Source organism: Streptomyces sp. NPDC058796 (assembly GCF_042745235.1).
Lineage (GTDB): Bacteria > Actinomycetota > Actinomycetes > Streptomycetales > Streptomycetaceae > Streptomyces.
The window spans coordinates 435,571-456,658 of sequence record NZ_JBHYOP010000002.1 but is presented as its reverse complement, the minus strand read 5'-3'; the positions used below and the strand labels follow the sequence as shown (position 1 = coordinate 456,658).

Here is a 21,088-nt window from a genome sequence, read left to right as displayed (position 1 = left end):
TCCGACCGAGCCGATCATGAGGGATCAGTCCTCTCCCTCACGGTTACCACGCCGGGCCCCCTCCACGCTCCCCCGAGCCCCGGCTGTCGGCGTCGGAGGTCATGTACGGGAGCGGTCGAGGCAGAGGAACACCGTCAGGGTGGCGGCTCCGGCGAGGGGTCCCAGCAGCTCCAGAAGAACAGGGCGAGGAATCGACACACCGGCCAGTCGGCGAGGTCGCGGGGTTCGACGTTCCGTGTCACGTTCATGGAACCAGCCTCCGGCCGGCGGCCGGACGACGGCATGAGCGCGGCTACTCATCCGCCCCGTCCGCCGCCGACACCCGGAACTACCCCACCACCGCCGACAGCCGGTGCGCGCCCCGGGCCGAGCCGGTCACGCCGTTCAGGAAGCCGCGGGCCCGGGGGGAGGCCGACTCGGTGAGCCAGGCGGGGTCGATGTCGCAGACGGCGACGCGGGCCTCGGTGCCGGCCAGGGCGAGGGGCAGGGTGTGGACGACCGTGGAGGGGAAGCTGAGGATGGTGCGGCCGATCGGGCCGCGGCGGGCGATCAGCTCCAGGGGGAGGTCGGGGCGGACGATCTCCAGGCCGGTCTCCACGGCCAGCCGGTGGAGCTTCTCCGTGCCCTCGCGGCGGTGGGCGAAGTAGCGGGCCGCGCCGTGGGTCCTCGCCAGGGCGCGTACGGCGTCCAGGTAGCGGTCGGCGTCCACGACACCGGTCTCCACCAGCGACGTGCCGACCATGTCGGCACCCTTGGTGATGCGGGGCGGGCCGAAGCGGGCGCGGGTCCAGGCGAAGTCGTTGGCGGTGACGGTGACGCCGTCGGGGATGTCCTCGATCGGCATGGAGGAGAAGACGGAGACCTGGCGGTCGGGGGTCGGGGTCAGGCGGTGGCGGGCGGAGCGTGACACGGGGGCGAAGAGGAGGTCGCGGGGGCCGGGCCGGCTGCCCTTGCGGTGCCAGCGGACCAGGCGCTCGCCGTGCGCCAGCTGGGTGACGAACTCCATGGTGGCCGTGCCGTCGTCGACCACGACGAGGTCGTGGGCGCGCGTGATGGTCAGGAGCAGTTGTACGTAGCGGGAGAACGGGTCGCCCATGACGATCCGGTCGGCCCGGCGCAGCGCGCCGGCCAGGCCGCCCACCGTGCGGAAGGGGGCCGTGGCGCCGCCGCGGGCCTCCTCCCAGCGGATCTCGTGCCCTTCCTGCCGGGCCAGTTCCGCCATGCGGCGCAGCTGGCCCCGGGTCATCGGATCGACCGGGGACAGGACCACGAGGGTGAGCTCCGCGCCGGGTGCGCGGGTGTGCGCCCACTCCAGCACGTTCAGCAGTTGTACCGGGCTCTCGACGAAGGCGAGAGTGCGGGGGCCGGCGTTCCCGGCGCGGGGGCTCATCGGTGTGGGACCGTCCCGTGGTGAGGGCGTGGTGGGGTGTCGGGCCGGGCGGTCAGACGGTGACCGGCTCGCCCGCGGCGTCGGCGATCTCCGCCTCGGCGACGACGCCGGGGACGCGGCGCAGCTTCTTCATCGGGCCGAGCTCGGAGTCGTAGACCTTCTTCACGCCGTCGCCGAGGGAGGCCTCGATGGTGCGGATGTCGCGGACCAGGCGGGTCAGGCCCTGCGGCTCGACGGAGGCGGCCTGGTCGGAGCCCCACATGGCGCGGTCGAGGGTGATGTGGCGCTCGACGAAGGTGGCACCGAGGGCGACGGCGGCGAGGGTGGTCTGCAGGCCGGTCTCGTGACCGGAGTAGCCGATCGGGACGTTCGGGTACTCCTGCTGGAGGGTGTTGATGACGCGGAGGTTCAGCTCCTCGGCCTGCGCCGGGTACGTCGACGTGGCGTGGCACATGAGGATGTTGTCGGAGCCGAGGACCTCGACCGCGTGGCGGATCTGCTTCGGGGTGGACATGCCGGTCGAGAGGATGACCGTGCGGCCCGTCGCGCGCAGGGCGCGCAGCAGTTCGTCGTCGGTGAGGGAGGCGGAGGCGACCTTGTGGGCGGGGACGTCGAACTTCTCCAGGAAGGCGACGGCCTCGGTGTCCCACGGGGAGGCGAACCAGTCGATGTTCTTGGTCTTGCAGTAGTCGTCGATCTGGCGGTACTCGTCCTCGCCGAACTCGACGCGGTGGCGGTAGTCGATGTACGTCATCCGGCCCCACGGGGTGTCGCGCTCGATGTCCCACTGGTCGCGCGGGGTGCAGATCTCCGGGGTGCGCTTCTGGAACTTGACGGCGTCGCAGCCGGCCTCGGCGGCCACGTCGATCAGCTTGAAGGCGTTCTCGAGGTCGCCGTTGTGGTTGATGCCGATCTCGCCGGTGATGTAGACGGGGCGGCCGGGGCCGGCCTCGCGCGTACCGAAGGTGCGGATGCGGGAGTTGGTGCTCATGGCGGGGATTTCCTTACTTGGACTGGGTGATCGTGGGGGATTCGAGGGAGTCGGGTACGTCGGGGAAGTCGGGTACGTCGAGTGAGGGGCCGAGGATCCAGCTCGCGATCTCCCGGATGGCGCCGTCACCGCCGGGGACGGTGGTGACCGCGCGGGCCGCGCCGCGTACGGCGTCGTGGGCACTGGCGACCGCCACGGGCCAGCCGACGAGGGAGAAGCACGGGAGGTCGTTGACGTCGTTGCCGACGTAGAGCACGCGTTCGGGCGCGATGCCCTGTTCCTCGCACCACTGCTTGAGGGCGAGGTCCTTGCGGTCGATGCCGTGCAGCACGGGGAGCTTGAGCTTGCGTGCGCGGGCGGCGACGACCGGGTTCTGTTCCGTGGACAGGATGAGCATCGTCAGGCCGCTGCGGCGCAGGGCGGCGATGCCGAGTCCGTCGCCGCGGTGCACGGAGACGAACTCCCGTCCGTCGGAGTCGATCAGCACCCGGTCGTCGGTCTGGGTGCCGTCGAAGTCGAGGACCACCGCGTCGATGTCGGCGGCTGCGGGGAGGCGGGTGGGAGGCTCCACAGCGAGGGCGCCGGGCCGCGCGGCGTCGAAGAGGGGCGCCAGCGCGCGGGCGCGGGCCAGGTCGTGCGGGTCGTCGATCTCCAGGACCCGGGCGGGGTCGGTGCGGACCAGTTCGGTGCGGCCGAAGAAGCGGTGCCGGTGCTCGCGGAAGCCGGGGGCGGCCATGGCGTAGGCGGCGCCGGTCTCCAGCAGGTCCTGGGGGCGGTCCTGGCGGCGGGGGCGGTAGGTCTTGTCGTGGTTGACGCCGTAGCCGCCCTCCTCCGGACCTTCCTCGCCGTCGCCGTCGCGCCAGACGAAGCCGTGGAACGGCGCGACGGTCACCGCGGTGTCGGCGCCCTTCTCGGCGACCGCGCCGGCCACCCCGTCGATGTCCTCGCGGACGATGAAGGGGCTGGTGCACTGCACGAGCAGCACCACGTCGACGGCGGCGCCGTGCAGGGCCTCGTGGGCGTCCATGGCGTGCAGTACGGCGGCCTCGGAAGTGGCGGTGTCCCCGGCGATGGCGGCGGGCCGCAGCACGACCTCGGCGCCGGCCTGGCGGGCCGCGGCGGCGATGGTCTGGTCGTCGGTGGAGACCACGACGTCCGTCACGAGACGGGTGGCCCGGCACTCGCGGACGGCGCGGGCCACCAGGGGCACGCCGCCGACCGGGGCGAGGTTCTTCGCGGGCACGCCCTTGGAGCCGCCGCGCGCGGGAATCACCGCGAGCACTCGGCGCATCGAAGCGCCTCGTCCCGCTTCCGGGTTGGACATGGGGTCTGCTCCTTGCGGGAGGGACACGGGGGTGGAGGGGGCCGTCGGTACGGCCGCGCGGGGTCGCGGGTTCGGAGAAGCCCCCGGCGTTGCGAGCCCAGCAGGCCCAGCAGGTCCAGCAAGGGGCTGCGGTATCGATGTGGACCGCAGGACCGAGGAAGACCGCGGAACCCCGGCGGTCCCGGTCGTCGGCCCGGTCACAGCTCCCCCATCCGGCGGATCACCGGGGCGACGCGCTGGACGCCGTGGCGGTAGGCGCCGCGGGCGGCGCGGCGTACGACCTGGCGGACCGGGCCGGGGGCCTTGTCGGCGGCGGGGGCGCCCGGCAGCGGGGTGCCGTCGGGGGCGAGGTGGTGGCGGGCGAGGATGCCGGGGAGGTAACCGGGGGCGGTGGCGGTCGTGTAGTACGGGGCGAGCGGGGGCAGGCCGCCGGGGCGGCCGCGCAGGGCGGCGATGCGCTCCCTGGCCCGGTCGAAGGCGGTCTCGTAGGCGCCGCCGTCGGCCGCCACGCCCTGCCGGGCGACCCACTCCGCGTCGGGCACCGGGCGGTGGCCCTCGTCGAGCTGGTCCCAGGAGGCGAGGCAGCCGGAGCCGACGAAGTGGTGGTTGCCGAGCGCCTCGCGCACACCGAGGTCGGTCAGGACGACCGTGGGGATGCGGCGGTGCAGGGACTCCAGGGCCGCCGTGGAGCTGATGGTGACCAGGAGGTCGGTGCGGTCCAGGACCTCGCCCATGTGGCCGTACATCAGGCGGAAGTTGGGCGGTGGGTCGGCCCGCTGCACCAGCTTCTGGTACGGCAGTTCCTCGATGTGCGTGGTGTGCTCGCCGGGCTTGGAGCGCAGCTTGAGCACGACTTCCCGCCCGGGGTGCCGGCGGGCGTGCCGGATCAGCCGTTCGAGGAGGTACGTACGGTCCCTGCGGTTGTCCGGCACGGAGGGCTGGGCGGCGAAGACGACCGTGTAGGGACGTTCACCGGCCCCGGGCTCCCCCGCGTAGGCGGCTCCGCCGAGGAAGGGCAGGGCGACCTCGGTCACCGCGGAGGCGTCGGCGCCGACCCCCTCGTACACGGCCCGGAAACGGTCCGCGTCCTGGCGGGAGTTGGCGAGGACGACGTCGGCACCGTGGCGCAGCAGCAGGCCGTCGGCGAGCTTCTCGTAGACGACGCCGACGTAACCGGTGACGACCACGGGCCGCTCGGCGCGGTCCTGCCAGACCCGTCCCAGGCCGTGCAGCATCGCCTGGACGCCGCCGCCGACCAGGGCGAGGACGAGGACGTCGTAGGAGTCCTCGCCGGTCGCGTCGCCCATGGCGCGCAGGAACTCGACGGCGGTCACCTCGCGGAGCGAGTCCGCGGTGACGCCGACTTCCGTCAGCTGGCGGGGGGTCGGGGTGGCTCGGCCGCGCAGGAGGTAGCCGTCGAGGCGGATGTCCGTGTCCTCGGGGGATTCGGGGCTGATGCGGCTCGCGGTGAGCGCGCCCCATTTCCACCGGGTGTCGGAGTCCGCCAGGACGGCGACTCGCAGGGCCTTCGTCGTACTTGCTGGCACGCCGTAGACGCTAGGAATCCATTTCTAGGAACCGCCCAACCGGAATCCAACAAATGGTGAACAGCACATCGCCGAACGGGGAATCGGCCTGCCCGGCGCCCGGAAAAATGTTCGCTTCACTGCTTCGCCACGCCGCGTTCACCTCATATCAAGGTGCGAGTAAAGCTGAATGCCGGGCCGCCGCATAACGTCGGTGACGTGCCCAAGCTCTCCGTCATCGTGCCGTTCTACAACGTGCGGCAATACGCACCAGACACCCTGCGGAGTCTGCTCGCCAACGCGCGGGACGACTTCGAGTTCATTCTCGTCGACGACTGCTCCACCGACGGGACCGTGGACCTCCTGGCCCGCGCCGAGCGGGAGCTGCCGGGGGCGGTGCTGGTCATACACGAGCGGAACGGCGGCCTGGCCACCGCCCGCAACACCGGCATCGACCGGGCGCGCGGCGAGTACCTCACCTTCCTGGACGGCGACGACTGGCTGGCGCCGGGCCACTGCGCCCGGCTGGTGGACGCGATCGAACGGCTGGACGTCGACTTCGTACGCACCGACCACGTGCAGTGCACGGGACGGTCCCGCACCCTGCACCGGGTGCCGCACGGCCGCCGCAACACGGCGCTGCGGCCCCGCGACGCGATCCTGCCCGCGCACCGGACCACCTCCGTCGACTACGCCTACGCGTGGGCGGGCGTCTACCACCGCAGGCTGGCCGAGCGCGGTCTGCTGCACTTCACCGACGGGCTGCGCACGGCCGAGGACCGGCCGTGGATCTGGAAGCTGCACCGGGAGGCGGAGTCCTTCGCCGTGACCGGACTGCTCGGCGTCTTCTACCGGCGCGGGGTGGCGTCCTCGCTCACCCAGATCGGTGACGTCCGTCAGCTCGACTTCATCCCCGCCTTCGACGAGGTGCTCGCCGGGGCCGCCGGCGACCCGGACGCCGGGCGGCTGGTGCCGAAGGCGGTACGCACGTACTGCGCGATCATCTCCCACCATCTCGGTGCGATCGAAAGGTTCGAGCCCGCCGTGGCCCGGAAACTGAAGGTGATGAGCGCGGCGGCGCTCGGACGGATGCCGCAGCAGGCGCTCGACGAGGTGCTGGACTCGATGGACGCCGAGCGCGCCACGCGGCTGCGGCGGCTGCGGCGCCGTGCGGGGGCGGCCCGGCGGGAAGCGGAGGCGGCGGCGTGACCACGCAGATCTTCCTGGCCTCGACGCTGTACGGCACGGCCACGCTCGCCGCGGCCCTGGACTCCGGCTGCTTCGACGCGGCCGACCGGCGGATCCTGCTGGTCTCGAACAACGCGGCGACGCCCGAGACGACGCCGGCCGTGGACGCGATGCCGGGCTTCGAGCAGCTGCGGGGCCGGTTCGACGACGTGGTGTCGTGGAACGAGGCCGTCTTCCCCTTCCACCCCTCCGACTGGTCGCCGCGCTCCGGCGACGTGCCCCTGTGGGAGCGGCACCTGCGGCGGGCCTGGTCGCTGGGCGACGACGACGTGGCGCTGGCCGTGGAGTCGATCCAGGTGCACCCGGCGCTCGGCGTGGCGCAGATCTTCACCGACGCGCCGCTGACCGTCTACGCGGACGGCCTGATGAGCTACGGGCCCACCCGCACCAAGCTCGCCCCGCTGGTCGGCACGCGCGTGGAGCGGCTGCTCCACCTCGACCTGGTGCCGGGGCTGACGCCGCTGCTGCTCTCGGAGTTCGGCGTGGCGCGGGAGGTGGTGCCGGCCGCGGCGTTCACGAAGGTGCTGGCGCAGGTGGCGGGCACCGGCGCCGGGCTGCCCGACGTCGAGGAGCCCGCCGTCCTGCTCGGCCAGTACCTGTCGGCGCTGGGCATCCTCTCCCCCGAGGAGGAGGAAGACCTGCACGTGCGGATGCTGACGGGCGTCGCCGCCCTCGGGCACACCCGCGTGGTGTTCAAGCCGCACCCCACGGCCCCGGCCCGCTTCACCCGCACCCTGGAGGGGGAGGCCGCCCGGCTCGGTGTCGACCTCACGGTGGTGGACACGCCGGTGCTCGCGGAGGTGCTGTTCCAGCGGATGCGCCCCGCGCTGGTGGCCGGCTGCTTCTCCACGGCACTGCTCACCGCGTCCGCGCTGTACGGGCTGCCGGTCGCCCGGGCCGGCACCGAGACGCTGCTGGACCGGCTGACGCCGTACGAGAACAGCAACCGCGTGCCCGCGACCGTCGTGGACGCGCTGCTCCCCGACCTGGCCGACGCGGCGGCCGTGGCCGACGGCCGGCCGGGCATGGACGTGGACGCCCTCGCCGCGCTGGTGCGGGCCGTCGGGTTCGCGATGCAGCCGAAGGTGCTGCCGGAGCTGCGGCCGGCGGCCGAGGAGTACCTGCGCGAGCACCTGGACGCCCGGACCTGGCGGTACTTCAAGAAGCGGAGGCTGACCTCGCTGGGTCTGCCGGGCGGCATCCCGGCGCGCCTGGGCTTCCTGCCGCACAACGCCGCCGCGCGCAAGGTGGTACGGCGGGCGCGGTCCCTGCGGCGGTCGATCGGAGGGTGAGCGCAGAACACCGGGAGCCCGGCGCGACTCACGAATTCGACAAGGGACACCAAGAATTCATTTCCGCTGCGAATGGATTTCGCCTCCCCGCGACTCGTGCGTCACCGCCGGCTCCGGGCGCGTAGTTAGCCTGTTCCAATCCCCGACCTTCGAGCGTGAGAGGCCCGCGTGCCGAAACTGTCCGTCGTCGTCCCCATGCACAATGTGGAGGCATTCGCCGAGAGCACTCTGCGAAGTCTCGCCAACAACGCGGACCCGGACTTCGAGTTCCTGCTCGTCGACGACTGCTCCACGGACGCCACGTCATGGGCGGTCGACCGCTGGGCGGAGGGACGCGCCGACGCCAGGGTGATCCGGCACGAGCGGAACATGGGCATCGCCCAGGCCCGCAACAGCGGGATCGACGCGGCCCGGGGCGACTTCGTCACGTTCCTCGACGGGGACGACTGGTACGGGCCGGGGTACCTCGCCGACCTGGTGTCCTGTGTGGAGGAGCTGGGCTGCGACTTCGCGCGCACCGACCACGTGCAGGCCACCGGGACCGAGCGGGTGATCCGACGGCCCCCGGCCCCGGCGCGCAACACGGTGATGGACCCGCGCGACGGCATAGCGCCGCCCCACATGGAGACGATGGTCGACTATCCCTTCGTCTGGGCGGGGATCTACCGCCGGCACCTCTTCGACGACGGCGGGATGCGCTTCGCGACCGAACTGCGCACGGCAGAGGACCGGTTGTGGATCTGGCGCCTGCACCTGAAGGCGACGTCGTACGCGTCCGTCGGTCTGCACGGGGTCTTCTACCGCCGGGGCGTGGCCACCTCCCTCACCCAGATCAAGGACGCCCGCCAGCTCGACTTCATCCCGGCCTACGACATGCTGCTGAAGGACCTGCTGGCGGACCCGGAGGCCGAGCGCTTCCTCCCGAAGGCCGTACGGACGTACTGCGCGATGATCGCCTTCCACCTCGGCAAGGTGAGCGAGTACGAGAGTTCGGCGGCCCACCGGCTGCGGCGGGAGGCGCGGGACGCGCTGCACCGCATGCCCCAGCACGTGCTGGAGGAGACCCTGCGCACCATCGACAAGACTCGGAGCAGGTTGCTCGGCCGCCTGCGTGACGGGCGGAAGGCTGCCTGACCCATGCCTCACAAGACCCAGATCTTCCAGGTCTCCACCCTGTACGGGGCGGCCACCCTCGCCGCGGCGCTCGACGCGGGCCTGTTCGGACCGCGCGACGGGGTCCACCGCGTCCTGCTGGTCTCCAACAACGCCGCCATACCCGAGACCGCGCTGCGTCTCGACGAGATGCACGGGTACGAGCGAATATCCGGCCGGTTCGACTCCGTCGTCAGCTGGAACGAGGCGATCCGGCCGCACCACCCCAGCGCCTGGGGCCCGCGCGGCAACGACACGGTGCTGTGGCAGAAGGCCTTCCGGCTCGCCTGGGGCATCGGCGAGCGGGACCTGATCGAGCTCGCCGTCGAGTCCATCCAGGTCAACCCGGCCCGCGCGCTGGCGGCGATCTTCTCCGAGGCGGCCCTGCACGTCTACGCCGACGGCCTGATGAGCTACGGACCGACCCGCGAGAAGCTGCCCCTGACCCTCGCCCGCCGCATCCGGCGGCTGCTCCATCTCGACCTGATACCCGGTCTGAGGCCCTTGCTGCTCTCCGAGTTCGGGGTCGAGCCGGAGATCGTCCCCGACGACGCCTTCCGCGCGGTGCTCGACGAGATCTCCCGGGACGCGGCCGACGACCCCCGCCTGCCGTCCGTGGTGCGGGAGAAGCCGACGGCCGTCCTGCTCGGCCAGTACCTGGCGGCGATCAACATCCTGAGCGCGGAGGAGGAAGAGGACCTCCACGTCCGCATGCTGACCGGTGCCGCGCGCGCCGGGCACCGGTCCGTGGTCTTCAAGCCCCACCCGACCGCCCCCGCCGGTTACACCGCGGCGCTGAGCAAGGCGGCGGCGGACGCGGGCGTGCGGCTCACCGTCCTGGACGCGCCCCTGCTCGCGGAGACGCTGTACGACCACTGCGCGCCCGAACTCGTCGTCGGCTGTTTCTCGACGGCGATGGTGACCGCCTCGGTGTACTACGGCGTGCCCGTCGCCCGGGTGGGGACCGCGCTGGTGATGGAGCGGCTCACGCCCTACCCGAACAGCAACCGGGTGCCGCTGGCCGTCGTCGACCACCTCGTGCCCGACCTGGAGCGCGGGCAGACCCCGGCCCTCGTCGGCACGGCCCCCGGGACGCTCTCCCCGCTGATGCGGGCGATCGGCTTCTGCATGCAGCCCAAGACGTACGCGGAACTGCGCGAGCCGACGGAGACCTGGCTGCGGGCCAACCTGGCGGCCACCCCCGGCCACTACTTCCCCGAGCTGCGGCTGACCGAGCTCGGGCTGCCCGGCAGCCGCCCGCAGCTGCGCGCGAAGCTCCAGGTGCGGCGGGCCCGGCGCGTGGTGCGCAGGGCGGTGCGGCGCGGCGCCGGGAAGAAGTGACCCGGTAGGACCGGGACGGGGCGCGGGGCCGCGCCCCGTCCGGCTCAGCCCAGCCAGCGGCCCAGCCGCAGCCGCGTCCACAACAGGGCGGCGGCGAACGACAGCACGACCGTGACCGCCGTGAGCCCGGCGAGCCCGGCCACGGCCGCCGGCCACCCGGCTTCCGCCGAGACCAGGCGCGGGGCGACGGCCTCCAGGAACAGCAGGTGCACCAGGTAGGCGCCGAAGGAGGCCCCGGCGAGCCTGCCCAGCAGCGGGCGGAACCGTTCGGGCACCCTGATCCGGTTGAGGGCCATCAGCAGCGTCCCCGCCAGCAGCGCCACCACCAGCGAGGCGTACGGGCTCGGGAAGTGCACCCGGTGCTCGTACACCGCCACCGCCGCCCACGCGCACAGCCCGCCGGCCAGCCACAGCACGCGCCTGCGACGGCCCGCGACGGCGGAGCCCGGCAGCGACAGCAGGACGGCGCCGACGACCGCGTAGACGATCTGGTAGACGCCGAACTGCCAGGCGAAGGGCGGGAGACGGACGTCGAGGAGGCGGCCGAGGTCGCCGAGGAGGGTCGGGGCCAGCGCCAGGGCGAGCAGGGCGGCCCCCGCGCCCCACGGCCGCTTGCCGGCCCGGACGAGGACGGCCACCGACAGCAGCAGGATCACCGGGACGTACGCGTACAGGTACCAGAGGTGGAAGGCGGGCCGCACCGAGCCGAACAGCGCGTCCCACGCGAGGTCGCGGGTGGGGTCGGTGTTGGTGTCGCGCACCCGGTCCCAGGCGAGGTAGGCGGCGGTCCACACGGCCATCGGGACGACGATCCGGGTCAGCCGCTTGCGGATCTGCCCGCCGTCCCGCGGCGGCGCGCCGCTCAGCACGACCCAGCCGGCGATCGCGAAGAACAGCGGCACGGCGCACCGGCTCAGCGCGTCCCCGGCGAGCGCGGTCCAGTAGACGGGCCCGCCCTCGGCCGGGGTGCGGTCCACGGCCTTCATCAGTTCGCCCGCGGCGTGGCAGACGATGACCCCGACCGAGGCCAGGACCCGGACGAGGTCGATGTCGTACCGGTGCCCGCCCCGGGGGCGCGGGGCCGGTGTCCCCGCCGTGACGGAGGCGGGGGCGGGGGTGCGCGGGGACTCGGTGGCGGTCAGGGGCTCGGCGGCGATGGGTGGTCACTCCCGGATTGGACGCGCGGGCCCGCCGGTCTGCGGCGGGGCCGGGGGGACGGAGGTCCGCGCCGCGCGCTCCCGCTGCCGGGCGCCCGCGCGGCGCACATCGGTGCAGGCTATGAGGGCGCCGCGCACGGCCGGAAGCCGTCCCGCGTGAACATCGGCCACGCGCGCGTGACGTTCCGGTGAACCGGGGGTGCCGCCACCGTTCCGTCATGCGGCGTTCGGCAGAAGTTCGACCGGCGGCATGTTCGACGGCTCCGTTTCCGGACGCCGACCTCCCTAGTCTGGCCCCGTCCACCCCACTGGCGTTCCGCGTACCCACACGTTCACCTCCGTGACGGATTGAGGTCGTTGCCCATGAACAGCCGCCCCCTGCTCCGCAATCCGGTCTCCCGGCGTCTGCTGCGCCCCGTCGCCGACCTCGTCGACCAGCGCATCGACCGGCGCGTCGAGCAACAGGTCCGCTCGGCGGTCCGGGAGGCCTCCGCGCACCGGCTCAGCAACGAACTGCTGCTCGGCTCCCCCGGGCGAGGCCTGAGCCGCGTGGTGGCCGACGGCCCGCTGAAGCGCCTGCACGCCGAGGTGGCCGCCCTGGCCGGCGACCGTGACGCGGCGGTCCGCAACGTGGCCACCGCCTACCGGCTGCTCGTGGCGCTGGAGTCGCTGGGCGTGGGCCGGGTCGCGGGCGGCACCATGAACATCTGCGGCAAACTCGGCACGATCCCGCTCCTCGACCCGCCGAACGACGAGGTCCTGGAGATAGGCACGCTGTACGGCATGTTCTCCGCCGGCCTCGTCCGGATGATGGAGCGCGCCGGCCGCAGCCCGAGCCTGACCATCGTCGACCCCTTCGCCGGCGTACAGCTCCAGCCGGGCACCAACCCGCGCCCCGACCCGACGGGCACCCCCGTCGACGAGCAGGCCGTGCGCACCAACCTCGCCCTCGCCGGTCCGGCGGGCGCGGCGGCCCGCGTCCGCCGCGGCTACTCGGAGGACCCCGAGACCCGGGCGGCGGTCTCCGACCGCGCGTACGGCGTGATCGTCGTCGACGGCGACCACTCGGCCAAGGGCGTTGGCCGGGACCTCGAGTGGGCCGAGGAGATCGCCGCACCCGGCGCGGTGGTCGTCCTGGACGACTTCGGCGACCCCGCCTGGCCGGGTATCAAGGAGGCCCTCGACGAGCACCTGAAGGGCGGCACGCGCTTCACCTTTCTGGGCAAGGCGGCTCACTCCGCCTTCCTGCGGGCGTCCTGAGCCCCGGCCCGCCTGCGCGATACGGACAGTGCCAGCCCGGACGCGTTGAGCGATTCGTGCGATTTTCCTTCCACCGGATCGCGCGTGCCCACTCCATTTCGCTCTCGGAGAAGGCATCCTCCCTGCATGGCCACTGCGCAAGAGACGCACAAGTACCCCGGCGACCTGAACGACGTACCCGGCTGGTTCTGGCCGCTCGACCAGGTTCTGTTCTCCTGGTTCCTGGAGCGTCAGGAGCAGCGGGGCACCGAGGGCGACCTGCTCGAACTGGGCGCCTACATGGGCAAGAGCGCGATCCTGCTGGGGCACCATCTGCGGGACGGCGAGACCCTGACGGTCTGCGACCTGTTCGGGACCGAGCCGCCGGACGCGGCCAACCGGGCGGAGGCGGCGAAGTCGTACTCCACGCTCACCCGGCAGGCCTTCGAGCGGAACTACCTCTCCTTCCACGACTCCCTGCCGACGATCGTCCAGGACGTCAGCTCCACGATCACCGACGAAGTCGCGCCCGGCACCTGCCGCTTCGCCCACATCGACGCCTCGCACCTGTACGAGCACGTGCACGGGGACATCGGCGCGGCCCGGGACCTGCTGCTGCCCGACGGCATCGTCGTCCTCGACGACTTCCGCAGCGAGCACACCCCGGGCGTCGCCGTCGCCGCGTGGGAGGCGGTGCTCAACCGTGGGCTGCGTCCCGTCTGCCTGAGCAGCCAGAAGCTGTACGGCACCTGGGGCGACCCGGAACCGGTCCAGGAGGAACTGCTGGCCGCCCTGCGCGACCGGGACGACATCGCGGTGACCGTGGAGCAGGCCGCGGGCCACCGGCTGGTCCGGACCCGCGCCAAGGGAAAGCGGATGCAGCCGCCGTCGCTGCCGTCCTCGCGGCACCCGGCACCCGCGCCCGCACCGGCGGCCCCGGCGCCGACGCCGGCGCAGCGAGCGCAGGCCCGGCCCGCGCAGGCGCGCCCGCCCCGGCAGCGGACCCCGCGCGAGCGTGCCCGCCGGCTCGCCCTGGACGTGCTGCCGCCGGTCGTCACCCGCGCGGTGCGCCGGTACCGGTCGGCGCAGCGGGCCAGGGCGGGCGCCACGGCCCGGAACACGGGCGGTACGGGTCAGTCGAGGCCGTAGGACGCCCCGATCCCCGCGATCACCAGTGCCAGCCCTTCCTCGAAGTGCCGGTCGTAGTCGGTGAAGATCTCCGCGCCCGCCTGAGCCGTCAAGGGGTAGCCGGCCATCAGGCGGGCGCGTTCGTCCAGGTCGTAGCCTTCCCTGCGCTCCCCGGGCAGCGGATGCACGCCCTGTTCCTCGGTGACGAAGCCGAGGGTGAACAAGTACGCCGTCGTGGTCGCCCGCACCGCCTGGGCGAGGGTGAGGCCGGCGGCGGTGAACAGGCGGAGGTTGTCCTCCATCTGCTCGGCGTGCACCAGGCCGGTGAAGCGTGAGCCGCTGAACACCTTGGCGCCGTCGCGGTAGCCGAGCAGCGCGGCGCGCAGGCCCCGGTTGGCCTTGAGCAGCCGCTCCCGCCAGGTGTCGGCCGGGTCGAGTGCGGTGCCGGCGACCATCCGCCGGTACATCTCGGTGGCCATCTCGTCGAGCAGGGCCTGCTTGTCCTCGAAGTGCCAGTACAGGGCGGGTGCCTTGACGTCCAGCTCCCTGGCGATGGCGCGCAGGGTCAGCCCGTCCAGACCGACCTCGTTCAGCAGTTTCAGCGCCGTGTCCGCGACCCGCCGGCGGTCGAGGGGAGCGCGTCGTTCCGTACCCACGCTTGACAGCTTAACGGCGTTAAGTCCACTCTCGGAGCCACCCAGCACTTAACACCGTTAAGGAGACTGCCATGGAAACGGTGACGGACACGGACGTCCTGGTCGTCGGCGCGGGCCCCACCGGTCTCGCCCTCGGTGTCGACCTGGCCCGGCGCGGGGTGGACGCGCTCGTCGTGGAGCGCGGGGCGGGACTGTTCCCCGGCTCGCGCGGCAAGGGCATGCAGCCCCGGACGATGGAGGTCTTCGACGACCTCGGCGTCCTGGACGCGATCCACGCGGCGGGCGGGACCTACCCGGTCGGCATGATCTGGCAGAACGGGCAGCGGGTCCGCGAGCACCAGATGTTCCACCCGGCCGAGGCGAGCGAGGACTCGCCCTACGACGAGCCGTGGATGGTGCCGCAGTGGCGCACGCAGAAGATCCTGCGGGACCGGCTGGAGGAGCTGGGCGGCGCGGTCGCCTTCGGCCGTGAGGTCACCGGCGTCGAGCAGGACGCGGCCGGCGTCACCGCGCACCTCGCCTCCGGCACGGCGGTCCGCGCCCGCTACCTGGTCGCCGCCGACGGCGGCCGGTCGGCGGTGCGCCGGGCCCTGGGCATCGGCATGACCGGCGAGACCGTGGACCCGAGCCCGATGCTGGTGGCCGACGTCCGGATCGACGGGCTGGACCGCGACCACTGGCACGTCTTCCCGCCCGCCGACGGCGGCCCGCACTTCCTCGCCGTCTGCCCGCTGGCCGGCACCGAGGACTTCCAGGTGATCGCGCGGTTCCCGGAGGGCGCGGCCGTCGACCTCACCGCGGACGGTGTCCGCAAGGTCGTCGCGGACCGCTCGCACCTCGCCCCCGAGGACGTGACCGAGGTGCGCTGGGCCTCCGGCTTCCGGCCGCGCGCGGCCCTCGCCGACCGTTTCCGGGCGGGCCGGGTCTTCCTCGCCGGGGACGCCGCGCACGTGCACTCACCGGCGGGTGGGCAGGGCCTGAACACCGGCGTCCAGGACGCCTGCAACCTGGGCTGGAAGCTGGGCTCGGTGCTGACGGGCGGGGCTCCGGCCGGGCTCCTGGACAGCTACGAGGAGGAACGGCGCCCGATCGCCGCGCAGATGCTCGACCTGTCGACCGGCGTCCACCGCGGCGAGATGCGGCGCGGCGGGGCGACGCGGCAGCTCGGGCTGGGGTACCGGGACTCGTCCCTGACCGTGGACACCCGGGCGGCGGTCGTGGAGGGCGCGGTGCGGGCCGGGGACCGGGCGCCGGACGGCACGGTGGACGGCGTACGGCTCTTCGACGCCTTCCGGGGGCCGCACTGGACGCTGCTGGCGCTGGGCACCGGCCTGCCCGACGGTGCGGTGGGGCCGGCGGTGCCGGTGGTGCGCGGGACGGCGCACGGGGCGTACGGGGCGGGGGTGTTCCTGGTGCGGCCGGACGGGTATGTGGGGTGGGCCGGGGACACGCCGGCCGGCCTCGGCGGTTACCTGGGCCGGTTCGGGCTCGGCGGCTGACGTCCGGACCGGGTCCCGCCCGGCTCAGCCGTCGCCCCACGAGCCCGACCGGGAACCTGACGTTCGGCGTCAGAAGGCATCCGAAGGCACATAAGTCCCCCAGACGTCCCGCAAAGCGTTGCAGACTTCGCCCACTGTTGCCCGTGCGCGCAGGGCGTCCTTCATCGGGTAGAGGACGTTGTCCTCGCCCTCGGCCGCCTTCTTCAGGGCGGCCAGTGCCGTGTCCACCGCCTGCTGGTCGCGTTCCGCGCGCAGCCTTGCCAGGCGTTGGGCCTGCTGGGCCTCGATGGCCGGGTCGACGCGCAGCGGCTCGTACGGTTCCTCCTCGTCGAGCTGGAAGCGGTTGACACCGACCACGACCCGCTCGCCGGAGTCGGTCTCCTGGGCGATGCGGTAGGCGGAACGCTCGATCTCGCTCTTCTGGAAGCCGTGCTCGATGGCGTTGACCGCGCCGCCCAGGTCCTCGACCTTGCCCATCAGCTCCAGCGCCGCCGCCTCGACGTCGTCGGTCATCTTCTCCACGACGTAGGAACCGGCGAAGGGATCGACGGTCGCCGTCACGTCCGTCTCGTAGGCCAGGACCTGCTGCGTGCGCAGCGCGAGCCGGGCCGACTTGTCGGTGGGCAGCGCGATCGCCTCGTCGAAGGAGTTCGTGTGCAGCGACTGCGTACCGCCCAGCACCGCGCCCAGACCCTGCACCGCGACGCGGACCAGGTTCACCTCGGGCTGCTGCGCCGTCAGCTGCACGCCCGCCGTCTGCGTGTGGAAGCGCAGCATCAGCGACTTCGGGTTCCGCGCACCGAACTCCTCACGCATCACCCGCGCCCAGATCCGGCGGGCCGCCCGGAACTTGGCGACCTCCTCCAGGATCGTCGTACGGGCCACGAAGAAGAACGACAGACGCGGCGCGAAGTCGTCCACGTCCATACCGGCCGCGACCGCCGTGCGCACGTACTCGATACCGTCCGCGAGGGTGAACGCGATCTCCTGCGCGGGCGAGGCACCCGCCTCGGCCATGTGGTAGCCGGAGATCGAGATGGTGTTCCACTTCGGGATCTCGGCCCTGCAGTACTTGAAGATGTCCGCGATCAGGCGCAGCGACGGCTTCGGCGGGAAGATGTACGTCCCCCGCGCGATGTACTCCTTCAGCACGTCGTTCTGGATCGTGCCGGTGAGCCGGCCGGCGCTCACACCCTGCTCCTCGGCGACGAGCTGATACAGCAGGAGCAGCAGCGCGGCCGGCGCGTTGATCGTCATCGACGTCGAGACCTGGTCCAGCGGGATCCCGCCGAACAGCACCCGCATGTCGTCGATCGAGTCGATCGCCACACCCACCTTGCCGACCTCGCCGCTCGCGATCGGCGCGTCCGAGTCGTGGCCCATCTGGGTGGGCAGGTCGAAAGCGACCGACAGACCCATCGTCCCGTTGGCGATCAGCTGCTTGTAGCGGGCGTTGGACTCCGTCGCGGTACCGAAACCGGCGTACTGGCGCATCGTCCAGGGCCGGCCGGTGTACATCGACGGGTACACACCCCGCGTGAACGGGTACTTCCCCGGCTCACCCAGCTTCTCCGCCGCGTCCCAGCCCGACAGGGCATCGGGCCCGTAGACCGGCTCGATGGGCACTCCGGACTCCGACTCGCGCGCCATGGTGTGTTGCCTCCCGCTGAGCACATGCTCGAACTGTTCGAACCACTCGTCAGTTACTCGCCAGTACAGGCCGACTCCTCGACGGACTGTATCGGCGCACGCACCACCCGTGGAGGGGCGCACGCTGGGACCTTGCTCACAGCTTCGCCGAGGTCCCGGTCACAACGATGCCGCGCCGTTCGCGGCGCGTCATCCGCGGGGAACATCTCAGGGGACGTCCGTGCGGGGCGGTGAGACGGCGGGGGGTCGTGGTGCGTATGACGGGCATGGGGAGCGTGGGCGGGACCGGGAGGGCGCTCGCCGTCGCGCTGGGGGCCGTGCTGGCGGTCGGCGGCTGCACCGTGCAGGGCACGGGCCCGGGCGGCAAGGGGCACGCGCCGGTGCGCATAGACGTCACCAGCGCGCCGCCGGGGGGATCGGGGAAGCGGGAGACACCGCAGGACGCGAAAGGGGCGGACGTGCCGAAGCGTGAACGGGCCGGTGACCTGCCGTCGAGCGCGCCGCCCGCCCGGACCGTGGCCCCGGTGCTGTGGCGGCCCGGTGACAGCGGCCGCGACGTGCGCGAACTCCAGGCCCGGCTGCGCCAGGTCGAGTGGCTGGTCGACGGCCCGACCGGGAGGTACGACGACCTGACCGAGCGGGCGGTGAGCGGCTTCCAGGGCAAGCGCGGGCTGCCGAGGACCGGCAGGACGGACACCGTCACCTGGCAGCGGCTGCTGGACATGACGCGCGAGCCGGGCAAGTGGGAGCTGTACCTGATGGGCGGGCAGCCGGCCGACCCGCCCGACCCGCGCTGCCTGACCGGCCGGGTGCTGTGCGTGAGCAAGACGAGCCGGACGCTGCGCTGGATGGTCGACGGGCGGACCGTGTCGACGATGCCGGTGCGGTTCGGCTCGCAGTACACGCCGACCCGCGAGGGCGTGTTCCACGTCTACTGGAAGTCACGCCACCACGTGTCGACGCTCTACGACTCCCCCATGCCGTACGCGATGTTCTTCAGCGGCGGCCAGGCCGTGCACTACTCGTACGACTTCGCCGTCCACGGCTACGCGGGCGCCTCGCACGGCTGCGTCAACGTGCGGGACGAGGCCGCCGTCGCGGATCTGTACGCGCGGGTGCGCGACGGCGACAAGGTCGTCGTGTACCGGTGAGGCGCGGAGGAACGGAATGGGCGCGGGCGGGACCGGGGGAACGTGTCCCGCCCGCGCCGAGGTGCACGAGCCGTAGGTACGGGGGGAACCCCGGCTCGGTGCGAAAGCCGATGACCAGTCGGCTCACTTATTACTGCGCCCTGGCGCCCGAAAGTGTCACACCCTTGCTAGAAAAATCTGTCTGTCTAGGAAACGCGCAGGTCAGGCAGGGTGTCGCGGATGGTGGGCCAGTGGTGGGGCAGATGCGTGGGGCCCTGCCGGGGGAGGCGCGGGAGGGCCGGGAGGGCCTGCGGACGGTGGTGCCCGGCGGGCGGGGCTATGTGGCCGCCGTCGTCGTCATCGCCCTTGCCGCCCTTGCCGCCGCCTTTTCCACCGCCCTTGCCGCCGCCGGCCCCTTCGCCGTCCTTGCCGCCGCCGTGGCCGCCCTTGCCGCCCTTGTCCCGGCCTTCGTTGTCGCCCTTGCCGCCCGCGTCCTTGTGCGGCTCGCGTTCCCGCGCCGCCTCGCCCGCCTCTCCGTTGCCTCCGGCTTCCCGTCCCGTGTCGCGGTCCCGGGCGGCGGTGCCGGAACCGGCAAGGAGGTTCCGGCAGTACTTGTCGATCTTCGAGGAGCTTCCGGCGGCCTCCTTCAAGGCGCGCCTGCGGGCTTCGTCGAGTTGCCGGCCGGCCCGCACATCGCGGCAGGAAGCGGCGAGGGCCTGCCGTCCTCCGCCCGAGCCGCCGGTCCCCCGGTCCCCGGAGCCGGTGTCGCCGTCCTCGTCCGCGCCGTCCGCCCGCTCGTCGCGGTCGGGTCCGCCGGTCGTGGGACCGCCCGGCACCGAACCGCCCCGTACGCCGTCCAGCGGCGAGGGCGAGGTGAGCGGGCGGTCGGGGGACGCGGCCGCCGAGACGGTGGCGGCGGGGTCCGGTCCGGCATCGCCGAACGGCTGCGGCAGGACTCCGGTTCCGGCCGCCACCGCGACCCCGCCGACCATGCCGACGGTCAGTGCGGCGGCCAGCCCGAGGCGCAGCGGACGGAACCGCCCGCGGCGCCGGGTGCCTTCGCCGCGCGGGCCGATGCGGACCAGCCCGGCGTCGGCGGGCGGAGCCGCGGCGCCGCGTCCGCGCCCGGCCTGCGCCCCCGCCGCCTCGTCGGCCCGCTCGGCGCGCACCTTGCGGAAGGCGGCCAGCGCGGCGGCCTCGCCGGGGAGTTCCTCGCTGGTCGGCACGGATGGGGCGGTGAGCGCGCCCAGGGCCTCGGCGAGCCGTGCGGCCCGGTCGCGGGCCGCGGGGTCGACAGCCTCCAGTGACCTTCCGCGCAGCAAGATCTCCGCCGTTTCGCGGTCCAGCCACCTGTCCTGCTCGTCGGCCATCACATGTCCTTCTGCGTCCGCGCACGCGTATGCGTCACACTCGCGGACGTCACCGCACGGCGGTGCGGTTCTCGCTGGGGCGGCAGGGCGTCGAGCCCGCCGCCCGATTCCGGATCGGCGCCGAGGAGTTCGGCCAGGCGTTTCAGGCCGCGGTGCGCCGCCGTACGGACTGCACCGGGCCGCTTGCCCAGTGTCTCGGCGGCGCTCTTCGCGTCGAGGCCCACCACGACGCGCAGGACCACCGCCTCGGCCTGGTCCTGGGGCAGCCGGGCGATGAGGGAGAAGGCGCTGTCGGTGGCCAGGGCTTCCAGGGCCTCGCCCGCGGTGTCGGACTCGGCGGGCTTGCCGGTCAGCTCGGTCTCGTCGCCGCCGATCGCGGGCCGGCGTCCACGCATGCGGATGTGGTCCAGCGCCCGGTTGCGGGCGATACGGGCGGCCCAGCCGCGGAACCGGTCGGCGTCGCCGTCGAACCGCTCCAGGTCACGGGCGATCTGCAGCCAGGCCTCGGAGGCCACGTCCTCCGCGTCCGGATCGCCCACCAGCGTCCGCACGTATCCCAGCAGTCGCGGATGCACGGCGCGGTACACGGTCCGGAACGCGGTCTCGTCCCCGTCCTGCGCCGCCCGTACCGCGGCGGTCAGCTCCGCGTCGTCCCCCAGCACCGAGAAGGCCTTTCTGCGCCTAAACCGGCGCCGCTCTCGCGGACGTGGTCCTCGCCGTCGTGGTTCCTCAATGGATGGCCGCGGTGGTCTCCCCCGACCCCGACCCCGTCGCGGGAGCGAGCCCCCCGCTGCATCGGCGCGAATGGCACGTTACGTCTTGAAACCACCGCTCGTCCATGTCCCCATCGCATTGCCGTACAAGATGCAACTAAGCCGTGACGCGGTGGGGTGTGACAGAAAACGCAGCCGCGGCGCTGTAGGGAGTACGGGCCGCCGCGCGGCCCGTGCCGCGCGGCGGCCGGGGCCTCTCCTGTGGGGGGTGGCGGCCCCGGT

At 73.0% G+C, this 21,088-nt stretch carries 17 protein-coding genes; 8 read left to right on the top strand and 9 right to left on the bottom strand.

Going from position 1 to position 21,088, the window contains the following annotated elements; genetic code table 11:
• Positions 1 to 328: 328 nt before the first annotated feature.
• The 4 genes from ACFW47_RS07385 to ACFW47_RS07370 all read right to left on the bottom strand — a co-directional run bounded on the left by ACFW47_RS07385 (position 329) and on the right by ACFW47_RS07370 (position 5,252).
• On the bottom strand, positions 329 to 1,390 hold the full coding sequence (locus ACFW47_RS07385; protein ID WP_386287178.1) for a hypothetical protein: 1,062 nt from the start codon (positions 1,388 to 1,390) through the stop codon (positions 329 to 331).
• A 52-nt stretch (positions 1,391 to 1,442) separates the two neighbouring features.
• On the bottom strand, positions 1,443 to 2,381 hold the full coding sequence (locus ACFW47_RS07380) for an N-acetylneuraminate synthase family protein (protein ID WP_386287179.1): 939 nt from the start codon (positions 2,379 to 2,381) through the stop codon (positions 1,443 to 1,445).
• A 13-nt stretch (positions 2,382 to 2,394) separates the two neighbouring features.
• Positions 2,395 to 3,705, bottom strand: a complete 1,311-nt coding sequence (locus tag ACFW47_RS07375) for a cytidylyltransferase domain-containing protein (RefSeq protein WP_386287180.1) — start codon at positions 3,703 to 3,705, stop codon at positions 2,395 to 2,397.
• A gap of 197 nt (positions 3,706 to 3,902) precedes the next feature.
• Positions 3,903 to 5,252 (bottom strand): DUF6716 putative glycosyltransferase, encoded by a 1,350-nt coding sequence (locus tag ACFW47_RS07370; RefSeq protein ID WP_386287181.1) that lies wholly within the window; start codon positions 5,250 to 5,252, stop codon positions 3,903 to 3,905.
• Between the two features lie 198 nt (positions 5,253 to 5,450).
• Here ACFW47_RS07370 and ACFW47_RS07365 point away from each other — a divergent pair, with 198 nt between their 5' ends.
• The 4 genes from ACFW47_RS07365 to ACFW47_RS07350 all read left to right on the top strand — a co-directional run bounded on the left by ACFW47_RS07365 (position 5,451) and on the right by ACFW47_RS07350 (position 10,264).
• Entirely contained in the window at positions 5,451 to 6,440 is a 990-nt protein-coding gene (locus tag ACFW47_RS07365; protein ID WP_386305096.1) for a glycosyltransferase family 2 protein, read from the top strand.
• Entirely contained in the window at positions 6,437 to 7,771 is a 1,335-nt protein-coding gene (locus ACFW47_RS07360; protein ID WP_386305094.1) for a polysialyltransferase family glycosyltransferase, read from the top strand. The genes ACFW47_RS07365 and ACFW47_RS07360 overlap by 4 nt, the downstream gene beginning before the upstream one ends.
• Positions 7,772 to 7,939: 168 nt before the next feature.
• Entirely contained in the window at positions 7,940 to 8,905 is a 966-nt protein-coding gene (locus tag ACFW47_RS07355; RefSeq protein ID WP_386305093.1) for a glycosyltransferase family 2 protein, read from the top strand.
• A 3-nt stretch (positions 8,906 to 8,908) separates the two neighbouring features.
• Entirely contained in the window at positions 8,909 to 10,264 is a 1,356-nt protein-coding gene (locus tag ACFW47_RS07350; RefSeq protein WP_386287186.1) for a polysialyltransferase family glycosyltransferase, read from the top strand.
• Positions 10,265 to 10,308: 44 nt separating this feature from the next.
• On the opposite strand, the gene ACFW47_RS07345 is transcribed toward ACFW47_RS07350, so the two are convergent.
• The gene (locus ACFW47_RS07345; RefSeq protein WP_386305238.1) at positions 10,309 to 11,406 is read right to left on the bottom strand and encodes an acyltransferase; all 1,098 of its coding nucleotides are present in this window, start codon (positions 11,404 to 11,406) and stop codon (positions 10,309 to 10,311) included.
• A 378-nt stretch (positions 11,407 to 11,784) separates the two neighbouring features.
• Between ACFW47_RS07345 and ACFW47_RS07340 the strand changes: the two genes are divergently transcribed.
• Together ACFW47_RS07340 and ACFW47_RS07335 are read left to right on the top strand one after the other, a co-directional pair.
• Positions 11,785 to 12,681, top strand: a complete 897-nt coding sequence (locus ACFW47_RS07340) for a class I SAM-dependent methyltransferase (RefSeq protein WP_386287188.1) — start codon at positions 11,785 to 11,787, stop codon at positions 12,679 to 12,681.
• Positions 12,682 to 12,807: 126 nt separating this feature from the next.
• Positions 12,808 to 13,809: a class I SAM-dependent methyltransferase gene (locus ACFW47_RS07335; protein WP_386305091.1), complete on the top strand. Its 1,002-nt coding sequence runs from the start codon at positions 12,808 to 12,810 to the stop codon at positions 13,807 to 13,809.
• Here ACFW47_RS07335 and ACFW47_RS07330 read toward each other — a convergent pair.
• Positions 13,794 to 14,444, bottom strand: coding sequence for a TetR/AcrR family transcriptional regulator (locus ACFW47_RS07330; protein ID WP_386287191.1), 651 nt, complete (start codon positions 14,442 to 14,444; stop codon positions 13,794 to 13,796). The genes ACFW47_RS07335 and ACFW47_RS07330 overlap by 16 nt on opposite strands.
• Positions 14,445 to 14,515: 71 nt before the next feature.
• Between ACFW47_RS07330 and ACFW47_RS07325 the strand changes: the two genes are divergently transcribed.
• Positions 14,516 to 15,943, top strand: a complete 1,428-nt coding sequence (locus ACFW47_RS07325; RefSeq protein WP_386305090.1) for an FAD-dependent oxidoreductase — start codon at positions 14,516 to 14,518, stop codon at positions 15,941 to 15,943.
• A 69-nt stretch (positions 15,944 to 16,012) separates the two neighbouring features.
• Here the strand turns inward: ACFW47_RS07325 and ACFW47_RS07320 are convergent, their stop codons facing one another.
• Positions 16,013 to 17,593 carry a methylmalonyl-CoA mutase gene (locus ACFW47_RS07320; protein ID WP_386305088.1) on the bottom strand — a complete coding sequence of 527 codons (1,581 nt, stop codon included), beginning with the start codon at positions 17,591 to 17,593 and terminating at the stop codon, positions 16,013 to 16,015.
• Positions 17,594 to 17,859: 266 nt separating this feature from the next.
• Here ACFW47_RS07320 and ACFW47_RS07315 point away from each other — a divergent pair, with 266 nt between their 5' ends.
• Positions 17,860 to 18,744, top strand: a complete 885-nt coding sequence (locus tag ACFW47_RS07315; RefSeq protein ID WP_386305236.1) for a L,D-transpeptidase family protein — start codon at positions 17,860 to 17,862, stop codon at positions 18,742 to 18,744.
• Between the two features lie 185 nt (positions 18,745 to 18,929).
• On the opposite strand, the gene ACFW47_RS07310 is transcribed toward ACFW47_RS07315, so the two are convergent.
• Together ACFW47_RS07310 and ACFW47_RS07305 are read right to left on the bottom strand one after the other, a co-directional pair.
• Positions 18,930 to 20,093: a hypothetical protein gene (locus ACFW47_RS07310; RefSeq protein ID WP_386305087.1), complete on the bottom strand. Its 1,164-nt coding sequence runs from the start codon at positions 20,091 to 20,093 to the stop codon at positions 18,930 to 18,932.
• Positions 20,093 to 20,755 carry an RNA polymerase sigma factor gene (locus ACFW47_RS07305; RefSeq protein ID WP_386305085.1) on the bottom strand — a complete coding sequence of 221 codons (663 nt, stop codon included), beginning with the start codon at positions 20,753 to 20,755 and terminating at the stop codon, positions 20,093 to 20,095. The genes ACFW47_RS07310 and ACFW47_RS07305 overlap by 1 nt, the downstream gene beginning before the upstream one ends.
• Positions 20,756 to 21,088: the final 333 nt, after the last annotated feature.

Excerpts from the sequence above, each read along its gene's own strand:
- ACFW47_RS07385 (WP_386287178.1), bottom strand. The coding sequence starts at position 1,390 with ATGAGCCCCCGCGCCGGGAACGCCGGCCCCCGCACTCTCGCCTTCGTC.
- ACFW47_RS07380 (WP_386287179.1), bottom strand. The coding sequence starts at position 2,381 with ATGAGCACCAACTCCCGCATCCGCACCTTCGGTACGCGCGAGGCCGGC.
- ACFW47_RS07375 (WP_386287180.1), bottom strand. The coding sequence starts at position 3,705 with ATGTCCAACCCGGAAGCGGGACGAGGCGCTTCGATGCGCCGAGTGCTC.
- ACFW47_RS07350 (WP_386287186.1), top strand. The coding sequence starts at position 8,909 with ATGCCTCACAAGACCCAGATCTTCCAGGTCTCCACCCTGTACGGGGCG.
- ACFW47_RS07340 (WP_386287188.1), top strand. The coding sequence starts at position 11,785 with ATGAACAGCCGCCCCCTGCTCCGCAATCCGGTCTCCCGGCGTCTGCTG.
- ACFW47_RS07335 (WP_386305091.1), top strand. The coding sequence starts at position 12,808 with ATGGCCACTGCGCAAGAGACGCACAAGTACCCCGGCGACCTGAACGAC.
- ACFW47_RS07325 (WP_386305090.1), top strand. The coding sequence starts at position 14,516 with ATGGAAACGGTGACGGACACGGACGTCCTGGTCGTCGGCGCGGGCCCC.
- ACFW47_RS07320 (WP_386305088.1), bottom strand. The coding sequence starts at position 17,593 with ATGGCGCGCGAGTCGGAGTCCGGAGTGCCCATCGAGCCGGTCTACGGG.
- ACFW47_RS07315 (WP_386305236.1), top strand. The coding sequence starts at position 17,860 with ATGGGGAGCGTGGGCGGGACCGGGAGGGCGCTCGCCGTCGCGCTGGGG.
- ACFW47_RS07310 (WP_386305087.1), bottom strand. The coding sequence starts at position 20,093 with ATGGCCGACGAGCAGGACAGGTGGCTGGACCGCGAAACGGCGGAGATC.